The following is a 17024-nucleotide window of genomic DNA, read 5'->3' on the forward strand; positions in this document are numbered from 1 at the left end:
CATGCAAAAACAGATTAAACTTGTAGTAACTTTATTATTCGCCATTTTTATAACCGGTTGCGGCGGGGCCGAAAAAAAGAATGACCCCAACCATATTGTGGTCGGGATTATGGCGGGTCCGGAATACCAGATAGCCGAAGCAGCCAAGAAAGTCGCCAAAGAAAAATATAATCTGGACGTAGAACTGGTAAGCTTTAACGATTATGTAATGCCCAACGAGGCTCTGCAGCAAGGCGATCTGGACGTAAATGCTTTTCAAAATAAACCTTATCTCGATATCCAGGCCAAACAACGGGGCTACCAGCTGGCCATTGTGGGTAACACCTTTGTTTACCCTTTGGCCGGTTATTCTAAAAAAATTAAAAAAGTGGACGAGTTGAAAGAAGGCCACACCATTGTTATCCCGAACGATCCGACCAACAGCGCCCGCGCTTTATTACTGATGCAGCAGGCGGGCATTATCCAGTTAAAAAACAACGTGGGCCAGTTTCCCACGCTGGCCGATATTACCGCTAATCCTAAAAATATCCGCATCCTGGAAATGGAAGCCCCGCAGCTGCCCCGCGCCCTCGACGACCAGGAAGTTACCGTAGCTGTAATTAACGCTACTTTTTCAACCCCGATTGGCCTGAATGCCCTGCGCGACGGCATTTTTGTGGAAGATAAAAGTTCGCCCTACGTCAATAACATTGTTGCCCGCGAAGACAATAAAAATGAGGAAAAAGTAAAAAAGTTTGTCCAAGCGTATCAATCGCCCGAGGTAGAACAAGCCGCTTTAAAAGCATTTGATGGCGGGGCCATTAAGGGTTGGTAGAACTTGCTCTTATTCGGACATAGGTGGACAATTATTTATACAAACTGAATCTATGGAAGACTACATTCCAGAATGACTCAATCGTTATCCATATAGTGATGAACTGAAAAAAGTAGGTACTTTTCGGCGGCGAAAATGCTCAGGTATTTATGCAGGAATTTGGCATATTTAGTATTTATAGCCAATCGCTTCAAGTAGCTGCCATAACGCAGGATATGCCACCCGGCGGGTTTTCAAAACCCACCGGGTTGGAACAATTTTTTAAATCAACCTGATGAAAGGTAACTAATACTATTGAGTATTACTCATTTTCAAAACACTAAATTCTTTTCAACTCAATTAACAATCATCATTAATAAGTATGCACAATACCTACTTGTAAAGCCTGCTCATAGTTTTCTTTTTCAAATTGATACAAAAAAGGTGAGCGGTGTGCTCCAATCGCCCTTGTTTCATTTAACTTTTGTATCAATCCCAACGCGATTAATTTTTTAGCAAAATTGCGCTGATCGAGTTCTTTTCCCAGAATGGTTTCGTAAAGCGTATGAATTTCGGGCAGCGTGAATTTTTCGGGTAAAAGGTTATAACCAATGGGTTGGTGGTAAATCTGTCGCCGCAGGGTTAATAAAGCTTTCTCTACTACTTCATTCTGGTCGAATAAAAGCGGGGGTACCTCTTTCACATCCCACCATTGGTAATCTTCGGTAAAAAAATCGGTTTGTACGGTAACCTTCGAATAATCTACCAAGGCAAAATAACCAATTGATAAGGTTCGCTGCAGCAACCAGTTATCGTCGTCTACATCCAAATTAAATTTTTCTTTGTACTCCCGGGCGCTTCTTTCCCGGATTCGGTACGGAGAATCGCCAAACACGTGAAACTGTTGCAAATATAAGTTGCTCAGGCTGGTTTTTTCCTGCAAAATGCGGTTGGCAGCCTGGCTCAAGGGTTCTCTTCGCTTGATAAAACCTCCGGGTAATCCCCAACCCTCTAATCCTTTCCATTTCAGGAGTAAAATCTTGAGTTGCTGCTGATGGTAGCCAAAAATAACCGGGTCAATGCTGATATGAGGTAAGTACTCCTGATGGCCATTATGGACAAAGTCGTTCACTTCTTCTAGCGTGTTCATTTAACAAAATTAAAAATTTATTCCGTAAGTTATACGGATTATAAAAAATTGGTTACCTTTATTCCGTAAAGTTTACGATTTGATTTACTTTTCTTACAAACGTATTATTCCTTAATTACTTATATCCATCCATTCACTTTTAAACCTTTATTTAAGCATGAAAAAGTTAAGCACCCTTTTCGTTTTTAGTTTTTTATCGTTGTTGTTTTTTGCTTTTAATTTGCAAGCCCAAACCACTCCGGAAGATTATTTTGTCGGCACTTGGAACGTGAAAGCTTTTGGCTTACCCGATGGCGATAAAGAGTTGGTCCTTCAATTTGAAAAAAAGGATGGGAAACTCACTGGTGGTATTGTCGACCCAACTTCCAAAAAAATTGTCAATCCTTTTACTAGTGTGGAGCTAGCTTCTAATAAATTAAAAGCAAATTTTATAGCTCCGGAGCAGCAGATGGACGTGTATCTGACTTTAGAAAAGAAGGATGATACCAATGTTACCGGCAGTATAATGGATATGTTCAATATGGAGGGCACTAAAGCCAAGTAGTCGCATTCTTCTACGTTCACGGCTATAACTCATTTAATTATGATGCCATATTTTTCTTCCCCGCTTCGGAGAGTTCTCGGAGCGGTATTCGTCTGCCTGTTGGCCCTTGGTTTAGGATCTTATGTGGTCATGAAAGAATCCCCGCGCATTTTAGTGTTCAGCAAAACCGCTGCCTTCCGCCATTCTTCCATTTCGGCGGGACAGAAAGCCTTATTTGCCCTCGGTAAACAACATGGCTTTGCGGTTGACACGACCGAAAATGCCGGAAGATTTACGGATGAAAATCTGAAAAAATACCAGGCCGTTGTATTTTTAAATACCACTGGTGATGTGCTTAATCCCATTCAGCAGAATGCTTTTGAACGCTATATCCAAGCCGGTGGAGGTTACCTGGGTATTCACGCGGCCGCGGATACGGAGTATGGCTGGCCCTGGTATAATAAACTGGCGGGCGCCTGGTTCGAAAGCCACCCCAACCCGGATAATGTGCAGAAAGGAACATTACTGGTTGTAGACAAAAACCATCCGGCCACTAGCTTCTTACCGGAGAAATGGGAGCGGACGGATGAATTTTACTCTTACAAAAACATCAGCCCGGATATAAAGGTCCTGTTGAAAATAGATGAAAAGACCTACCGGGGCGGTACTAATGGGGACAACCATCCGATGGCCTGGTACCAGGAATTTGACGGTGGCCGGTCGTTCTACACGGCAGGTGGGCACACCGATGCCAGTTTTGCCGAACCGCTCTTCCTGAAACACCTGTACGCCGGATTAAACTACGTAATGGGTGGCAATACTCCAAAACCGCTGGACTATAGCAAGGCGAAAACCAAACGAATGCCGGAAGAAAACCGGTTTGCCAAAGTTATCCTCGAAGAGAAACTCGACGAGCCAATGGAACTGACCGTATTACCGGATAGCCGGGTATTGTTTATTGAACGGAAAGGAAACGTAAAACTTTACAGCCCGGTTACAGGCAAAACTAAAGTAATTGCCACCATTCCGGTGAACACGAAGGTTACCGACAAAGCAGGAAAAACAGGCAATGATGAAGCCGGCTTACTTAGTTTAACCAAAGATCCTAACTTTGCGCAAAACGGGTGGATTTACCTGTATTACGCTCCGGAAGGAAAAGAAGCCAAAAATATCTTAACCCGTTACCAGTTAAAAGGCGATGAGCTGCTGATGGACTCTAAAAAAGTACTATTGGAAGTAGCCACACAGCGGGAAATTAGTGGTCATGCCGGTGGTTCGCTCACTTTTGATGCAAAAGGTAATTTATATTTATCCACCGGCGATAATATTAATCCGCACGGTTCTAATGGCTACAGCCCTTCGGATGAACGCCCCGGTCGGGAACCCTTTGATGCGCAGATGACTTCGGGAAATACCAATGATTTGCGGGGTAAAATACTTCGCATTCATCCGGAAAAAGATGGCAGCTATACCACTCCGGAAGGAAATTTATTTCCGAAAGGTACGCCTAAAACCAGACCTGAAATTTACACGATGGGGCACCGCAACCCATACCGTATTTCCGTAGACCCCAAAACCGGTTATCTGTACTGGGGCGATATTGGTCCGGATGCCAGCCAACCCGGTGATAAACGCGGTCCGGAAGGGTTTGACGAAGTAGGACAGGCCCGGAAAGCCGGTAATTTTGGCTGGCCGTATTTTGTGGGTGACAACAAAGCGTATTACCAATATGATTTTGCGGCCAGTAAGTCCGGTGAGTTGTACAACCCGGAGAAACCAGTAAATAATTCACCTAATAACACGGGTTTAAACCAATTACCTTCCGCCCAAAAAGCTTTTATTTGGTATCCTTACGCCGAATCGAAGGAATTCCCACTCGTAGGTGCCGGGGGACGCAGTGCTATGGCCGGACCAATGTTTTACGCCGACCAGTTTAAAACAGCTAAGCGGGCTTTCCCGGATTATTATGATGGAAAATTATTTATTTACGAGTGGATGCGCGGCTGGCTGATGGCCGTTACTTTGGACAAAGAGGGCAATTACGGCTCCATGGAGCGGGTAATGCCCAGCTATAAATTCTCCAATCCGGTAGACATTGAATTTGGCCCGGAGGGCGATTTGTATATGCTCGAATACGGCAGTGGTTGGTTTACCCAAAATGAGGATGCCCGCCTGGTACGCATTGAATACAACAGCGGCAACCGCAAACCGGTTATTCAACTAGCTACGGACAAAAAAGGCGGCGCTCTGCCTTTTAAAGCCCATCTTTCTTCGAAAGGCACCCAGGATGCAGATAACGACGCGTTGAAATACGTATGGAAAGTGACCGCTCAAAATGGAGGCACTACCCGGACGTTTAACGAAGCCAATCCCACGGTAACTTTTGACAAAGCCGGCATATATAAAGCTACGCTTACCGTAACGGATGCCAAAGGAGCCACCAGCAGCCAAAGCCTGGAGATTATGGCGGGTAACGAAGAACCCGTGCTCACCTTTAAAACTCCTACCAGCAACCAAACTTTTTTCTTTCCTAATCAACCTTTTGAATACGAAGTGAAGGTAAGTGATAAGGAAGATGGCAGCCTGGAAAACGGAAAAATAAAACCCGCCGAAGTAGCCATTAGCTTCGATTATCTGCCGGAAGGATACGACATCGTCGCGATTGCCCAAGGCCATCGCAGTGCGGATGCTTCTGTCGGCGTGGTGAAAGGACTAAAACTCATCGAAAGCAGTGATTGCAAAGCTTGCCACAGCATGGATAAAAAATCAGTTGGACCCGCCTATCAGCTAGTAGCTCAAAAATATAAAAACAATGCGGGAGCGGCTCAACGGCTGGCGAAAAAAGTGATTTCCGGTGGGAGCGGCGTATGGGGAGAAGTTGCCATGAGCGCGCATCCCCAGTTAGCAGAAGTTGATGCCCGAGAAATGGTTAACTACATCCTGAGCTTGTCGGAAACAAAGCAAGCCGCTGCAGCCTTACCCGTTAAAGGAAGTTACACCATGGCTATTCCCCAGGGCGATAAAGGAGAAGGTATGTATGTAGTCAGGGCCGCCTACCAGGATAAAGGCAGCAAGAACATTCCTTCGATTAGCGCCGAAAAAATGTTGACCTTGCGTAATGCCAAGATGCCGGCCGGCAAAGCCGAGAAAATAGAAGGCGTAATGAAATACGGTACTATTATCATTGCTTCCACCAAAGGGTCAAGTATTGGTTATAGTAACCTGGATTTAACCGGCATCGAACAGATTAAATTTACGGCCTCTGCTCCCAAAGCGCAACTGAATGCCGCGGGAGGAAGGATAGAAGTTCATTTGGATTCTCCTACTGGAAAACTCGTCGGACAAACGGCCATGATTTCGCCACCCGAAGGAGCCAGTCAAACCGGTATGCCGCCCACTGTTGTAGCCAAACTTTCCGGAGCCGGTGGTATTCACGACGTTTATTTTGTTTTTCAGAATGAGAAAGCTCCCGCGGGTCAATCTTTAATGGTATTGATAGATTTAGAATTTCAAACCAGTAAGTCGGCTAATTTTAGTGCATCACCAATGGCTAAAGTTGGAGCTGGAACAAGTGTTACCGCAAAAAGTCTGGAAGCGTATGCCGGCAAGTATAAGATGACCGGACTTCCTTTTGAGCATGTTGAAATTACGTCTAAAGAAGGAGGTCTCCATATGAATGCCGGCGGCAATGAAGCGGACCTCTCGCCCAGTAAAGAAGTTGATGTATTTGAAGGAACGGGTGGAACCCAATTGATATTTGGCCGAAATGCGGAGAAGAAAATAACCACCATGACCCTTAAAGCTCAAGGCTTTACCTTTGAAGGAGTTAAAGAATAATTTATAAAAGATTGGGCAAGTAAAGGCGTCTCGAATATTGAGGCGCCTTTATTTATTATAAATTAAACTTATTAATTAAAATCCTCTATTTTGTTACGGTTAAAAAACTTACTCTAAAAATCCCGCCTGTATGAAAAACATTGTGTACACTTGTTTTATTTGCCTGGTGGCCTTGGCTGCTTGTAACCAGAACAAAACCGCTATTACCGAAAATTCTACCAACACAGCCGCTACCGGCGACGTAACCCAAGACTGGAAATTTGGCATCGCCCTATGGACCTTCCATACTTTTAACTTTCCGGAAGCCTTGGCCAAGGTGGATAGCGCGGGTGTGCAGTACGTAGAACCCAATACTTTCCACAAAACTGGCCCCGATTTAAAAGATTCTTTAATTCTGCAACTTTCACCGACGGGTTTAACTAAACTCCGGTCTCTTCTGGATCAGAAAAAATTAGCAGTCGGCTCAGTTTATATCGTCGGCGATTCTACGGTTGCCTCTTGGCAAAAACAATTCGAAATTGCCAAACAACTCGGCGCCACCTTCGTCACCGCTGAGCCACCCATTAACATGTGGGATAGTGTAGATAGTCTAGCCGGAGCCTACAACCTGAAAGTAGCCCTTCATGAGCATTGGAAAGGCGTGAGCCGCTACTGGCACCCCGACTCGGTTTTAGCAGCGATAAAAGATCACCCTAACTTTGGCGCTTGTGCCGATCTGGGTCATTGGCCCAAAAGTGGCATAAACCCTTTGGAAGCCGTAAGAAAACTTAATGGGCACATTATTGGGGTGCATTTAAAAGACATTGCGGCTTTTAACGATCCGAAATTAAAAGATGTACCGGTCGGAACGGGCGTAGTTGATTTTCCCGCCGTTTTTCAGGAATTAAAAAAGCAGCAGTTTAAAGGGTACATTTATATTGAACGCGATGCCGAAGATAAACCGAGTAACCTGCCCTCCGTTATCCAGACCGTTAAGTATTACAACGATCAGGTAAAGCAATTGCAATAACTCACTTCATTTAATTAACTGCTCGCGCTTACTCATTCCCTCTGTCATGACCCACTGCCGAATTCGTCACACGGTTATATTTAAACTCAGGCACCCGAAAGGCTCTCCTGAAGAGCAGGATTTTTTAGCGGCGGCTCAGCAACTCGCTTCTCTTCCGGGGGTAGAAAACTTTGAATCGTTGAAGCAGATTAGCCCGAAGAACCGGTTTGAGTGGGGCTTGTCGATGGAGTTTGGCAGTCAGACCGAGTACGACCAATATGACCGCCACCCGGAGCACGTAAATTTTATCAAGGAGCGTTGGCTGCCAGAGGTAGAAAACTTCCTGGAAATAGATTACCAATTATAAGGTAATGCAGCTGGCAGAACAAACTGTGGCGGGCTTTGGGCAAGAATGCAGGTTTGGAGGCTAATTGGAATGCTGCTCTAACCAAAAAGATGCAAGCCAAAGTCTGTCTTGCATCTTTTTGTTGCCCGCCAGAATAAAAAAGTAAATAAATCACTGAAGTAAATTTTTTTTACAATCCAATATCAAAATAATCTGGTAGAAAAAACGGCTGGATAAATAAGGCTGGTTTCTACATTCAAAACCAATATAATTTTTTCAGGCAATGAAAAAGATTGTTAAAATAATACTTTGGAGTTTGTTTGGCAGCCTCCTGCTTTTTGGAACTGCCCTGGGAATTTTCTTCTATAAAATCACCAATGGTTTTCCCGTTACCTACGAGACTGAAAAACCAGTCATTCAATTTCCCCAAAATCAACCGGCTATTTTAGTTTTTTCGAAAGCAACCGCCTTTCGGCACAGAGAATCTATTGCAGCCTCCTTACCGGTATTTACCCAAATGGCCCAGCGAAATGGTTGGTTTGTTTATCAGACGGAAGAAGGAGGTGTTTTCAATCCGGAGCAGCTCCAGCAATTTAAAGCAGTCATTTTTAACAATTCCACCGGTCGGGTGCTCAATGAGGAGCAAGAGCAAGCTTTAAGCCATTATGTAGAAGCAGGTGGGGCTTTGCTGGGCATTCATGGCGCCGGAGACAATTCCCATCACTGGCCCTGGTACGAGACGAACTTACTAGGTACCCGCTTCTCCCATCACCCAATTAATCCTCAATTCCAAAAAACGGAGGTGCATATAGAACCTGCCGTTGATACTATCCTTACCCAGCAATTACCTGCTTCGTGGGTTCATGAAGATGAATGGTATGTCTTTTTGGACCAACCAAAAGGCGCCCGGGTGATGTCCTATATTAATGGTGATAAGATTAATGCCAATGGTAATATGCTTTGGATGAAAAATAAGAATTTTGGCATGGGCAGCTACCATCCGGTAGCTTGGTACCGGGCAGTCGATCAGGGAAAAACCTTCTATACCTCCATGGGCCATAGCCAAGAAGTGTGGCAAGACGCTAATTTCGTCCGGCTGGTGGAGAATGCTCTCCAGTGGTCAATGAAATAATTGTTTAGTTCTAATACCCAATAGTATGAGTTACCTTCCATCAGGTTGATTTAAAAAATTGCTCTAACCCGGTGGGTTTTCAAAACCCGCCGGGTTTCATATCCTGCGTTATGGCCGCTCCTTGAAGCGATTGGGTATAAGATAAGTGGATTAAAACAGCTTAAAAGAGGGAGTACTATTTTCTAAATCTTTGACCTAATTATGGCGGCAAATTCTTTTAGGACCCATCCCGATTACTAATGGTATAGTAATCGGGTATAAATCAGAAAAGCCTGCTTTTAAGCAGGCTTTTCTGATTTATACCCGAGGGAGGTTAATGGAAGGAACAAAGATTTTATTTAAATAAACTGCCTAAACTACCCGCTAAATTGCCTAAACTGCCTCCTCCCAATTTGGAAAGAGATTGGGAAATGCTGTCTTCGGTTATACTGTTATCATTTGGGTCAGCGGCTTTGTGCGCGAATTTTTGAAGCAATCCGGGTAAAGCGGCGGCAATAGCTCCGGTGGCCGCTGGGGGCAAGCCAAACTTGCTGCCCAGGCTACCTACCAAGCCTCCTTCAATAACGCTGGTTATAGGGCTTCCGGAGGACAGGCCACCTTGCAGCATCGACAATAAACCACCTGCGCCGCCTTGGGCCGCTGCTTGGCTGGCTAATCCATTCGTAACATGGTGCGCAATTTCGGTATGCACGGCATCGGCCTGGCCGGCCGGTATAGAAGAAGCAACTTGAGGGTTATTGCCTACTTGTTGCTTAACTAAGTCTAAGATTTGATCAAACATAATTTTCTCTTTTTATGATTTTTATTGTAAACGCGCCAAAAAAGAATTAGTTGGGTTTGTTCTTAGTGAGGTGGTACAAGTGCTAGTGTTGTGTTCATTTTATTAGATAAGTATAATTCTCGGTTATAGCTATGTATTTTAAAAAGAGAATGTTGACTATTTGTACAAACGGAATGAACACATAAATCCAGGCGATATTGTTTCTAAGAATTTTTGAAAGTTGGTTTAAAAGTAGGAGAGTTAGTTCCTTCAAAGTAGACTAGCAGGAATATGAATTTTGGCAAACGAATGCTTATAAAAGGATTAAAAGAATAAATTGATTAAAAACGTTTTGTAATCTAAAAGTCAGATAGTTAAAGTTAAGGCTGTTCGAATTTTTAATTCTTGACAACTTGACTTGTTCCTGGTTTAACTATTGGTAAAACTTTCAATTCATTCTGACCCTGAAGAAAATCACTTCACCTGACTGCGCCGAAGCAGGTATAAATCTAGCCACACGGCGGCTATCAGAATAATGCCCAGAATTATATCTTGCCACAAACCGGAGATACGGGCAATAACCATAATGTTGGCTATTAAACCCATAAACAAAGCGCCCAATAAGGCACCCGGAATTTTACCTACCCCGCCTTGTAAGCTGGCCCCACCCAGTATTACCGCCGTAATTACCCGTAATTCTAATCCGCGGCCTAATGTAGACATAGCCGCTCCTAAACGAGAAGCTAATAATATCCCGGCAATTCCGGCCAGGGTAGCGGATAAAACAAACGCGTATAATTTCATGCGTTTCACCCGGATGCCCGATAATTCGGCCGCTTTTTCGTTGCCCCCGATGTAATAATAGCGGCGGAAGAAAACGGTTTTGTTTACCAGAAAAGTAAATAAACCTACCGTGAGCAGCATGTACCAAACCGGCATTTGCATGCCTAATAACCGGGATTGCCCAATGGCGTTAAACCAATAAGGTAAATTCTGAATATTTGCTCCGGCTACCAATAAGGCCCCACCCCGCACAATACCCAGCATGGCCAAGGTTTGAATCATGGGATTGATGCCTTGGTAAGCAATCAGATACCCGTTTATCCAGCCAATAGCTACGGCACTGAGCAAGCCCGCTGCAATGGCCAGCGGCACTGGTACCTCATGAAAAAACATAAGATTAGCCGCTAACCCCCCGGAAAAAGCCACCACCGAACCAACCGATAAATCAAACATGCCGGCAATAAGCAAAAGCATCATGCCCACGGCCACAATGGTATCGATGGAAAGATTCAATAAAACCTGGCTTAAATTCTCAAAAGTCGGAAAGTTTCGGGGAATAGGATGCTGGCCAAGAGGCAAATAATAACAATGGTAATACTGAGAGAAGTAACACGGTCTTGAAAAATTTTTCTCATGTTTGGGCTATGTCGGGTAAACGAAGCGGATGATCATTTATATTGTTATTCAACTCACACAAAAAGAAAATTACAGCTGTGTATTTATTAGGTTGGTTTTTTTCTAGCAACTAACTCGGAAAAACACATAGCGAAAGCGACTTTGATCATCTATAGAGTGTATTCAGCAAGTAAGATTTACCAACTCGCCAACGCCATTATTTCTTCTTCGGTGGCTTTTTTTCCGATTAATTCCCCTTGGATCGTACCGCCGCGGATTACCAATATCCGGTCGGCTAATGCTAATAGTTCAGGTAATTCGCTCGAAATAAGCAATATGCCTTTGCCACTTGCGGCCAACTGGCGTAAAAGCTCATAAATTTCTGCTTTTGCCCCCACATCAATGCCATGGGTAGGTTCGTCTATCATCAAAACTTCCGGGTTGGTAAGCAGCCACTTAGCCAGTACTACTTTTTGTTGATTTCCCCCGCTTAAATAACTAACCGGTTGGTCCAGGTGCGGAACAGCTATCCGTAACTTTTCTTTGTATTGTTGCGCCCAACTACCGGCCACCTTGTGGTTGTACCAGTTAACTGGAGCAGCGGCTGCTAAGTTAGCGGCAATTACGTTTTCGGTTACCGAGCGATTTAAAAATAAACCCTGCGATTTCCTTTCTTCCGGTACATAGCCCATGCCCGCCGCAATGGCATCCGCCGGATGATGTATAAATATCTGTTCTCCGTGTAAATATACTTCCCCGTGTTCACGGGATAAGTAGCCGAAAAGGGTTTGCGCAATTTCGGTGCGGCCGGCGCCTACCAGCCCGGCTAATCCTAGTATTTCGCCTTTATGCAAAGTAAAGCTTACCTCTTTAAAACCAGCACCGGTTAAGTTAGTAACCCGTACTAATTCTTCGGCTGTAGCGCAGGAAGTTTCAGTTGCTGGGACCAGGTCGCGACCAACCATCAAGCGAATGAGAATTTCGGGGGTAACTTCCTCAATCGGCCGAGTGCCCTGGTAGCGACCATCCTTTAAAACGGTAACCCGATCGGCTATTTGGAATATTTCCGGTAAGCGGTGCGAAATGTAAATAATGGATTTACCGGCCTTTTTTAATTGCTTAATTAAAGTAAATAAGGTTTGCGTTTCGCGGGCGGTGATGGAAGCCGTAGGTTCGTCGAGCAATAAAATAGCCGGATTTTGAGCAAAGGCTTTGGCTATTTCCACCATTTGCTTTTCACCCGGCGATAAATCAGCTACTAATTGTTCCGGTTGAAGGTAATCTATGTGTAATTCCTGCAATAAAGCCCGGGTTTGGGCGAAAAGCTTCGAATAGTGAATAAAGCCCCAGGAATTTCGCGGTTGCCTGTTAGCAAAAATATTTTCGGCTACGGAGAGCGGGTCAATTAAACTTAGCTGCTGGTACACAATGGCAATGCCCAATTCCGCCGCCTGAGCCGGACCAGTAATACGGGTTGGCTGGGCGTTTAGCAAAATAGTGCCGGCGTCGGGTTGGAGATTGCCCGTTAGAATATTCAGGAGCGTGCTTTTACCAGCCCCGTTTTCGCCGCATAAAGCGTGCACTTCGCCCGCTCGAAGCTCAAATGAAATGTCGTCGAGGGCTTTTACTCCCGGGAAATACTTGCTAATTTTTTTTAACTGTAGTTCCATCGTTAGGTAGTACGTTTTAAGTTATAGGTTATACGTTTTAACTTATTGGTTTCCTTTGATTTATATCTAAATCGGACTCATGCTTAACTTTAATTGAATAGTAATTGGTAATAAGTTAATTGTAAGTTGACAGGTGTTCAAGTTGTATTAACTTATAATCAAATAATTACAGCTGTGGTCTATGGACTATGGACTAAAATAAGGACACTACTTTATTTGTCCGGGCCGATTCGTACGCCGCGTGTACCAACCGCACCGTTTGAAAATTATCGTCGCCGGTAGTTTCAGCGGGTGCATTGCCGAGTAAATCTTCCAAAATATTGCGGTTACAATCCACAATGGAAGAATGGACCACCGCGTACGCGGGATCTACCCAGGAGTACATTTGAGGCTCAGCCGCAGTGCTGTTAGTTCCTTGGCGGGTAGTGATTTTAATCTGGAAATCGTGGGTTAGAATTAGCGAGCCATGTTCGCCTTCTACCTGAACCAGCGTTTGCGGAAAAGCTTCTTTTTCCAGCAGAGAAGCGTACGACATTTCGGCGAAGCAGGAAATTCCGTTTTGCATGCGCAGCAACACATGGGCTACATCTTCGCCTTTAATTTGGGAATTTACCCGGTTGGTTTGGCAATACAACGACGCTACTTCGCCGAAAAGAAATCGACAGATATCCAGAATATGGGAGCCAATATCCGTTAAAATAAATTCTTCCAGTTCCGCCAAAAAAGGCTGATTCTGAAACACCGGGAAAGCCGAAACAAAAGTAACCCGCGCCCGAAACAATTTACCTAATAAGCCAGAATCTAAGATTTCTTTTACCTTCCGGATGGGCGCTTGCCACCGGAAGTTTTCGTGGATGTACAACTTTACGCCGGCATTCTTACAAACCGTTACCATGCGGCGGGCCGTTTCGAGAGTCGGCGCCATGGGTTTTTGACAAATGACCGCTAAACCCTGCGCGGCGCCTTTTTCGGTAAATAGTGCGTGGGTGTCTACGTCGGTGATAATATCCATAAAATCCAGTTCCGCCGCGTGTTGCTGCAGGAGTTCGTCCGGGTCATCGTATACGTGCGGCACGTTAAAGGTGCGGGCCACTTCTTCGGCCCGGCTCTGGGTGCGGTTATATAAGGCGATAGGTTCAACTCCCGGGAGTTCCTGCCAACCCGAGAGCTGATAATACGACCAGAAACCCGTACCAAAAACGGCGAACTTTAATTTTTTCATTCTCTTACTTGCATCTATCAAAAAAGTAGTACCTTCGTCTTAACTCTACTGTACTGTACTGTTTGTTTAAAAACAAATATAAAGGTATTTATTTCCCGGCAAAGCATCTGACGAAAGATTTATCCGGAACTCTAACAGAAATGGCGATTATAAATGGAAATGCTGATCCCGGTAAATACGCAATCAAACCATCCCAAATACAAACAAATTCTGGAAGGAGTGATTGCCTCCATTGAAAAAGGAAGGTTAGAACGGGGGCAGCAACTACCGTCTATCAACGAATTAGCGCAGCAGCAGAATATTGCGAAAGTAACCGTAGCTAAGGCGTACGAAGAACTCCGGCAAAGAGGCATCATAACCGCCAAACAAGGGAAAGGATTTTACGTGGCTTCTACCGAAGTTAAAAATTCCTTAAATGTATTTTTACTTTTTGATACCTTAAATGCTTATAAAGAAACTTTGTTTTACGCCTTAAAAGCTACTTTGCCGGAGAATGCCCGATTAAATTTATTTTTTCATCATTACGATCAGAATTTATTTCAGAGCCTGATTAAGAATAATCTGGGCAATTACCAGTACTACGTGGTGATGCCCCATTTTAATCAAGATATATCTGCCATTGTGCGGCAGATTCCGCTGGAAAAATTAGTGGTGCTGGATAAAACCGTACCGAAACTCAAAGGGGATTATGCCGCCGTTTACCAGGATTTTGAAAAAGATATTCAATTGGCTTTAACCGTGGGTATAGACCTCCTCAAGCGGTATACCAAGTTAACTTTAGTGCTTTCCAAAGATCAGTTTCAGTTCGTGCCGGAAGGTATTATTACGGGTTTTAAGAAGTTTGCCAAAAAGCAAAATATAGCTTGTGCCATAACGGATAAATTTACCCCGGACTTAATAAAAGCCGGTGAATCTTATTTACTATTTGCGGATCGGGATTTGATTTCGTTTATTAAATACGTGCACGAAGCTAAATTAAAACTAGGCCGGGAGGTGGGATTAATCTCGTACGACGATACCCCGATGAAAGAAATTTTAGAGGGCGGCATTACCGTAATTTCCACCGATTTTGAGCAGATGGGCCGCACCACTGGCCAGTTAATCTTGGAAAGAAGAAAAGAACAAATAACTAATAGTACCCGATTGATTCAGCGAAAATCTCTTTAGGAGCTGCATATTAAGTTCATAAAAAGACAATGCCGCCCGAAGATAAAATAGAAACATGCAATTAGGAATCAGCACCTATACGTACGGCTGGGGAGTAGGCGTACCCGGTAACCGACCGGCTAATCCCTTAAACGAACTCGACCTGCTCGCGAAAGCGCGTGAATTCGGGTTGCGATTAGTACAATTCGGGGATAACTTACCTTTGCATGAATTGCCGGAACATCGGTTAGCGGGCTTGCAGCAACTAGCAGCGGCTAAGGGTATTACTTTAGAAATTGGGGCGCGCGGCCTTACGCCGGAACACTTGCACCGGTATATATTACTGGCTGAAAAACTAAGGGCTAATTTACTTCGGTTTGTCATAGATGCTCCCGGTTACGAGCCCGACATAAAGGAAATTATTCAAATTATTCAAAACCAGCTCTCTGTTTTAGAAACCAAACAAATAATACTTGGCTTGGAAAATCACGATCGTTTAAAAGCCCGGGAATTTGCGCATATTCTGGATCAGGTAAACAGCCCCAACGTTGGCATTTGCCTCGATTCGGTTAATTCCATAGGGGCCGGTGAAGGCTTGGAGCAAATTGTGGAGACGCTCGCGCCTTACACCGTGAACCTGCACGTGAAGGATTTTGGTATTCAGCGTTTACCCCACCTGATGGGATTTCAAATTGATGGCCGGCCCGCGGGAAAAGGCAGGTTAAACGTGCCTTGGCTACTAAATAAACTACAACCGTTTGGTCGTTGCCGAACGGCGGTACTGGAACAATGGGTAGTACCGGAAACGGAACTAACCGAAACCCGGCGCAAAGAAGAAAACTGGGCCGTAGCAAGCGTCCATTATCTGCGGCAGTATTTTGAAACGTAAACTAAATTCTATACAAAATGGCTAAAATTACGCTCGTAGGGGCTGGCGGTAAAATGGGGTGCCGCCTCACCGATAATTTTAAAAACTGTACTCAGTATTTACTGGATTACCTGGAAGTGAGCCCCCAGGGCATTCAAAACCTGCAACAACGCGGTGTAACCGTGAGCGTGCAGGAAGAATCCGTACCGGATGCGGATGTGGTAATTTTAGCGGTACCCGATGTAGCGATTGGGGCTATATCACGGGAAATTATTCCGCAAATGAAGGCAGGAGCTCTGGTAATGACTTTAGACCCAGCGGCGCCGTTGGATGGCGTTATTCACCACCGCGCTGATTTAGGTTATGTTATTGCCCATCCTTGTCACCCGAGTGTATTTAATTGGGAGCCTACCGAAGAAGCTTTCCGCGATTTTTACGGTGGTATTTCCGCGAAGCAATCCATTGTGGTGGCCCTGATGCACGGTACTGAAGAGCATTATAAGTTAGGAGAAAAAGTAGCCCAGGACATGTACCAGCCCATCAAAGATACCCACCGTATTACCTTGGAGCAAATGGCTATTCTGGAACCGGCCATGGTCGAGACCCTGGCGCAAACCTGCATGGAAGTCGTAAAAGAAGGCTACGATCGTATTGTGCAATTAGGCGTACCCGAGGCCGCTGCCCGTGATTTTGTGTTGGGCCACTTGCGCATTCAGATTGCGGTGTTATTTAAAGAAGTAAACGGTACCTTCTCCGATGCCGCCTATAAAATCAGCAAGCGCGCCAAACCCATTTTGTTTAAAGAAAACTGGCAGAATATCTTTCAAATGGAGGATATCCGCGAACAGGTTAAAGATATTACGACCAAATAAAATTCGAGATAAATTAAATTTAAGCTTCTTAAATCAGGAAAGGAATAAGTATACCATTAACCTTGTGGCAGTTGCTTAAAGCTATTAATGATTAGTAAATGCAAGTTAAAAGATTATTATTTCTGTATTTACATTTACCGGTTCTGAAATATTCCTACTAAAAGTTTAATAACGTTTCTCTTAATAAAAACGCCTTTTTGTTATAGGCTCTGACGATAGCTCGGTTTTTGGTGAATGCACTTATCTGAAAATTTTAGTTGCTTGGATGGAAAGAGGGCTTACTGGCCTATGTAAAAAATTATGGGGCGGGTACTGGCAA

General features: G+C 44.4%; 14 protein-coding genes. 9 read left to right on the plus strand and 5 right to left on the minus strand.

Annotation, left to right across the window (positions count from 1 at the left end; all coding sequences use genetic code 11):
* Window position 1 precedes the first annotated feature (1 nt).
* On the plus strand, window positions 2–814 hold the full coding sequence (gene metQ / locus AHMF7605_RS27965) for a methionine ABC transporter substrate-binding lipoprotein MetQ (RefSeq protein ID WP_106933210.1): 813 nt from the start codon (window positions 2–4) through the stop codon (window positions 812–814).
* Window positions 815–1166: 352 nt separating this feature from the next.
* On the opposite strand, the gene AHMF7605_RS27970 is transcribed toward metQ, so the two are convergent.
* Window positions 1167–1943, minus strand: a complete 777-nt coding sequence (locus AHMF7605_RS27970; RefSeq protein WP_106933211.1) for an NUDIX hydrolase — start codon at window positions 1941–1943, stop codon at window positions 1167–1169.
* 157 nt (window positions 1944–2100) lie between these two features.
* Between AHMF7605_RS27970 and AHMF7605_RS27975 the strand changes: the two genes are divergently transcribed.
* The 5 genes from AHMF7605_RS27975 (at window position 2101) to AHMF7605_RS27995 (ending at window position 8769) form a co-directional block, all read left to right on the plus strand.
* Window positions 2101–2487, plus strand: a complete 387-nt coding sequence (locus AHMF7605_RS27975; RefSeq protein ID WP_106933212.1) for a hypothetical protein — start codon at window positions 2101–2103, stop codon at window positions 2485–2487.
* 39 nt (window positions 2488–2526) lie between these two features.
* Window positions 2527–6303, plus strand: coding sequence for a ThuA domain-containing protein (locus AHMF7605_RS27980; protein WP_394336223.1), 3777 nt, complete (start codon window positions 2527–2529; stop codon window positions 6301–6303).
* A gap of 130 nt (window positions 6304–6433) precedes the next feature.
* Window positions 6434–7312 (plus strand): sugar phosphate isomerase/epimerase family protein, encoded by an 879-nt coding sequence (locus tag AHMF7605_RS27985; RefSeq protein ID WP_106933214.1) that lies wholly within the window; start codon window positions 6434–6436, stop codon window positions 7310–7312.
* A 46-nt stretch (window positions 7313–7358) separates the two neighbouring features.
* Window positions 7359–7658, plus strand: coding sequence for a Dabb family protein (locus tag AHMF7605_RS27990; RefSeq protein ID WP_106933215.1), 300 nt, complete (start codon window positions 7359–7361; stop codon window positions 7656–7658).
* 262 nt (window positions 7659–7920) lie between these two features.
* Window positions 7921–8769 (plus strand): ThuA domain-containing protein, encoded by an 849-nt coding sequence (locus AHMF7605_RS27995; protein WP_106933216.1) that lies wholly within the window; start codon window positions 7921–7923, stop codon window positions 8767–8769.
* A 334-nt stretch (window positions 8770–9103) separates the two neighbouring features.
* Here AHMF7605_RS27995 and AHMF7605_RS28000 read toward each other — a convergent pair whose 3' ends face one another.
* From AHMF7605_RS28000 to AHMF7605_RS28015, 4 genes are all read right to left on the minus strand, one after another.
* Window positions 9104–9550: a DUF937 domain-containing protein gene (locus AHMF7605_RS28000; RefSeq protein ID WP_106933217.1), complete on the minus strand. Its 447-nt coding sequence runs from the start codon at window positions 9548–9550 to the stop codon at window positions 9104–9106.
* A gap of 453 nt (window positions 9551–10003) precedes the next feature.
* On the minus strand, window positions 10004–10891 hold the full coding sequence (locus AHMF7605_RS28005) for an ABC transporter permease (protein WP_233219280.1): 888 nt from the start codon (window positions 10889–10891) through the stop codon (window positions 10004–10006).
* Window positions 10892–11124: 233 nt separating this feature from the next.
* Window positions 11125–12597, minus strand: a complete 1473-nt coding sequence (locus tag AHMF7605_RS28010; RefSeq protein WP_106933218.1) for a sugar ABC transporter ATP-binding protein — start codon at window positions 12595–12597, stop codon at window positions 11125–11127.
* Between the two features lie 193 nt (window positions 12598–12790).
* Window positions 12791–13819, minus strand: a complete 1029-nt coding sequence (locus tag AHMF7605_RS28015; protein WP_106933219.1) for a Gfo/Idh/MocA family protein — start codon at window positions 13817–13819, stop codon at window positions 12791–12793.
* 153 nt (window positions 13820–13972) lie between these two features.
* Between AHMF7605_RS28015 and AHMF7605_RS28020 the strand changes: the two genes are divergently transcribed.
* The 3 genes from AHMF7605_RS28020 to AHMF7605_RS28030 are packed head-to-tail and all read left to right on the plus strand — an operon-like array spanning window position 13973 to window position 16705.
* Window positions 13973–14986 carry a GntR family transcriptional regulator gene (locus tag AHMF7605_RS28020; RefSeq protein ID WP_106933220.1) on the plus strand — a complete coding sequence of 338 codons (1014 nt, stop codon included), beginning with the start codon at window positions 13973–13975 and terminating at the stop codon, window positions 14984–14986.
* Window positions 14987–15041: 55 nt separating this feature from the next.
* Window positions 15042–15854: a sugar phosphate isomerase/epimerase family protein gene (locus AHMF7605_RS28025; RefSeq protein WP_106933221.1), complete on the plus strand. Its 813-nt coding sequence runs from the start codon at window positions 15042–15044 to the stop codon at window positions 15852–15854.
* Window positions 15855–15871: 17 nt separating this feature from the next.
* Window positions 15872–16705 carry a phosphogluconate dehydrogenase C-terminal domain-containing protein gene (locus tag AHMF7605_RS28030; protein ID WP_106933222.1) on the plus strand — a complete coding sequence of 278 codons (834 nt, stop codon included), beginning with the start codon at window positions 15872–15874 and terminating at the stop codon, window positions 16703–16705.
* Window positions 16706–17024 lie beyond the last annotated feature (319 nt).

This window comes from Adhaeribacter arboris, assembly GCF_003023845.1.
Taxonomy (GTDB): domain Bacteria; phylum Bacteroidota; class Bacteroidia; order Cytophagales; family Hymenobacteraceae; genus Adhaeribacter; species Adhaeribacter arboris.